This is a genomic window from Candidatus Andeanibacterium sp. (assembly GCF_057143545.1).
The window spans coordinates 1-2656 of sequence record NZ_DBNHSF010000175.1 but is presented as its reverse complement, the minus strand read 5'-3'; the positions used below and the strand labels follow the sequence as shown (position 1 = coordinate 2656).

At 65.2% G+C, this 2656-nt stretch carries 3 protein-coding genes and 1 tRNA gene; 1 reads left to right on the top strand and 3 read right to left on the bottom strand.

Translation table 11 applies throughout. From position 1 onward, the window contains the following. Window positions 1-675: PH domain-containing protein (locus AC16XC_RS10495; RefSeq protein ID WP_484034606.1), on the top strand; the 675-nt coding region annotated here is incomplete at its 5' end. A gap of 9 nt (window positions 676-684) precedes the next feature. Here AC16XC_RS10495 and AC16XC_RS10490 read toward each other — a convergent pair. From AC16XC_RS10490 to AC16XC_RS10480, 3 genes are all read right to left on the bottom strand, one after another. Further along, window positions 685-1941, bottom strand: coding sequence for a dicarboxylate/amino acid:cation symporter (locus tag AC16XC_RS10490; protein ID WP_484034605.1), 1257 nt, complete (start codon window positions 1939-1941; stop codon window positions 685-687). Between the two features lie 217 nt (window positions 1942-2158). Then, window positions 2159-2235, bottom strand: a tRNA-Arg gene (locus AC16XC_RS10485). 79 nt (window positions 2236-2314) lie between these two features. Next, window positions 2315-2656, bottom strand: a 342-nt coding sequence (locus AC16XC_RS10480) for a DUF6152 family protein (RefSeq protein ID WP_484034604.1), incomplete at its 5' end; no start/stop codon positions are given.

Genomic DNA, 2656 nt, shown 5'->3' with positions numbered 1-2656 from the left:
GAAATGCTCGAACGGCTTGCCGGCCTCCATCGCGCGGGCAATCTGACCGACAGCGAATATGCGGCCGAAAAGGCGCGCCTGTTGAGTACCGGCGAGACGAACGTAGCTGCGCTGGCCGATCTCGAGGAGCCGGAAAACGAGGAAGTCTTCGCGGGCTTCCGCTTCGCCACCGACGAGGAAGAAATCGACCGCTTCCGCGGCAGCACCGCCGGGTGGCTGTTCGGGAGCCTCGCCGGATGGGGCACGATCCTGCTCTGCATCCTGCCGCTGATCGCCTTGCTGGCGCAGCTCGAGCGCTGGCCGCTGTGGCTCTCGATGGCGGCGTCGCTCATCGGATTCGGGGCGATCGGCCTGCGTTACCTGCGCAATCTGGCCGCCTTTTACGTGCTCACCACCCAGCGGCTGATCCTGCGCACCGGGATCTTGTTCAAGCGGGTCGACGAGATCGAGCTGTTCCGGGTGAAGGACGCACGGGTCGATTTCTCGCTGGTCAACCAGCTGACCGGGATCGGGCGGATCACGCTCAGAACCAGCGACCCGTCTTCCGAGCAGGTCGAATTCGTGATGCGCGACGTGCCCGACGCGCAGGATGTGCGCGAGACCCTGCGCACGCTGGTCGACAAGGCAAGACGCCGGCGCGGGGTGCGCGAGCTCGACATCGACAGCTGGGATTAGGCCAGGCGATCAGGTCGTCGGCGCCGCGAGGAATACCTCGCGGTCGAGCTCGCCTTCCCAATCCGCAACCACGGTCGCAACGGCCAGGTCGCCGGTGACGTTGGTAACGGTGCGCATCATGTCGAGGATCCGGTCGAACGGTGCGATGAAGCCGATCACGATCGCGATCTGGGCGGGTGCGACCCCGATCGCCTCGAACACCACCGCCATCAGGAACAGCGAGGCCGACGGGACCGAAGCGGTGCCGATCGAGACCAGCGCCGTCGTCAGCGCGATGATCCCGTAATCGGCGAGCGTCAGCGGAATGCCGAACACCTGCGCCGCGAACACCGCCATCAGCGCGACATAGAGCGCGGTCCCGTCCATGTTGATCGTCGCGCCCAGGGGGAGGACCGAGGAAGCGACCGGTTGCCCGATCCCGAGATTCTGGTCGGCCGCGGAGAGAGTCACCGGCAGCGTCGCCGAAGACGACGAGGTAGAATAGGCGACCAGCTGCGGACCGCGCGCGCCCTGGAAGAAGCGCCGTATGGGGAGCCGGGAGAGCAGCCTCACCATCCCGCCCTGGACCAGCACCATGTGCAGCAGGCAGCCGCCATAGACCCCGATGATGATCAGGAAGATGTTGACGAAAGCCGCCGGGCCGACCGTCCCCATCACCCAGGCAACCAGCGCAAACACGCCGAAAGGCGCGGTTTCCATCACGATCACAGTGACCTTGAGCATCAACTCGGACCCGGCGTCGAACAGCGATTGCAGTGCCCTGGTTTTCTCGCCGCCGAGCATGATCCCCGAGCCGACCACGATCGCGAAGAAGATCACCGCCAGGATGTCGCCATTGGCGAATGCTTCGAAGGGATTTTCGGGAACGATCGCAAGCAGCCGCTCGGACAGCGGCAGGGCTTCACCAGGGTCGCGCGGCACGGCGCCCGACAGGTCGATGCCCTCGCCCGGCCGGAGCGCGATCGCGATGGCCAGGCCGATGAAGATCGCAAGGAAGGTCGTCCCGAGATAGAGCGAGATCGCCCGTGCGCCGATCGAGCCGAGCCGCTTGGGATCCTGGATCGCGGTGACGCCGGCGACGAGGGTGACGAACACTAGCGGCACGATCAGCATGCGGATCAGGCGGATGAACAGGTCGCCGATCCACTTGATGCCCTCGGCCTGTTCGCCAAGCATGAAACCGGCAATCGCGCCCAGCACCATCGCGGCGAGGATCCGCTTCCACAGCACGATCCCGAACCAGCGGCCGGCAAGGCTAGCGAACATCGTTATTCCCCTCGATTGCAGGACACCAGAAGAGCGCAGGCGCGGGGGAAGCGCAAGGGGGCTTGGAATCTCGCGGGGGTCCTGGCGTATCCGACAGGATTACTCGGCGCTGCACTCCTCGTCGTCTCCGCGCCTGCGGCGCTCCGATTCCGAACGAGGTTCGCCCTGCAAGGGTCCGAAACGCCGAGGGCCGCCCCAGATGGAGCGGCCCTTGTCGTGGCGCACCCGACAGGATTCGAACCTGTGACCTCTGCCTTCGGAGGGCAGCGCTCTATCCAGCTGAGCTACGGGTGCATCGGGAGCGTGCGACTAGCAACGAAGCATCGCCGCGCCAAGCCAAAAGCTTGCGCGGTCGATCCAGACTACGAAAGCATTACTGCCGCGAACCGGCCTCGCCGAACTGATTGAGCCGGGTTCCGTCGGCCTTGCTGATGGTGACGTTGAAGCCGCCCCGGCGCCCGTCGCGCAGCGGGTAATAGGTGAGATCGACCTTGTCGCCCGGTGCGACCGAGCGCTTGCCCCAGCCATAACGCACCAAATGGTTGGGGCTCATCCCTTCGAGCGCGTAGCGGCGCACGACGCCGTTCTCGTCTTTCACCATCACGTAAAGGAAGGTGTGGGGATTGGTCCATTCCCACTTCTCGACCACCGCATCCTTGAGCGCGACTTCCTTGCCCCATTCGAACATCGCGGTCGAATGATGGGCGGCGAGCGG

Coding starts and splice junctions, on each gene's coding strand:
- AC16XC_RS10490 (WP_484034605.1), bottom strand. CDS start 1,941: ATGTTCGCTAGCCTTGCCGGCCGCTGGTTCGGGATCGTGCTGTGGAAG.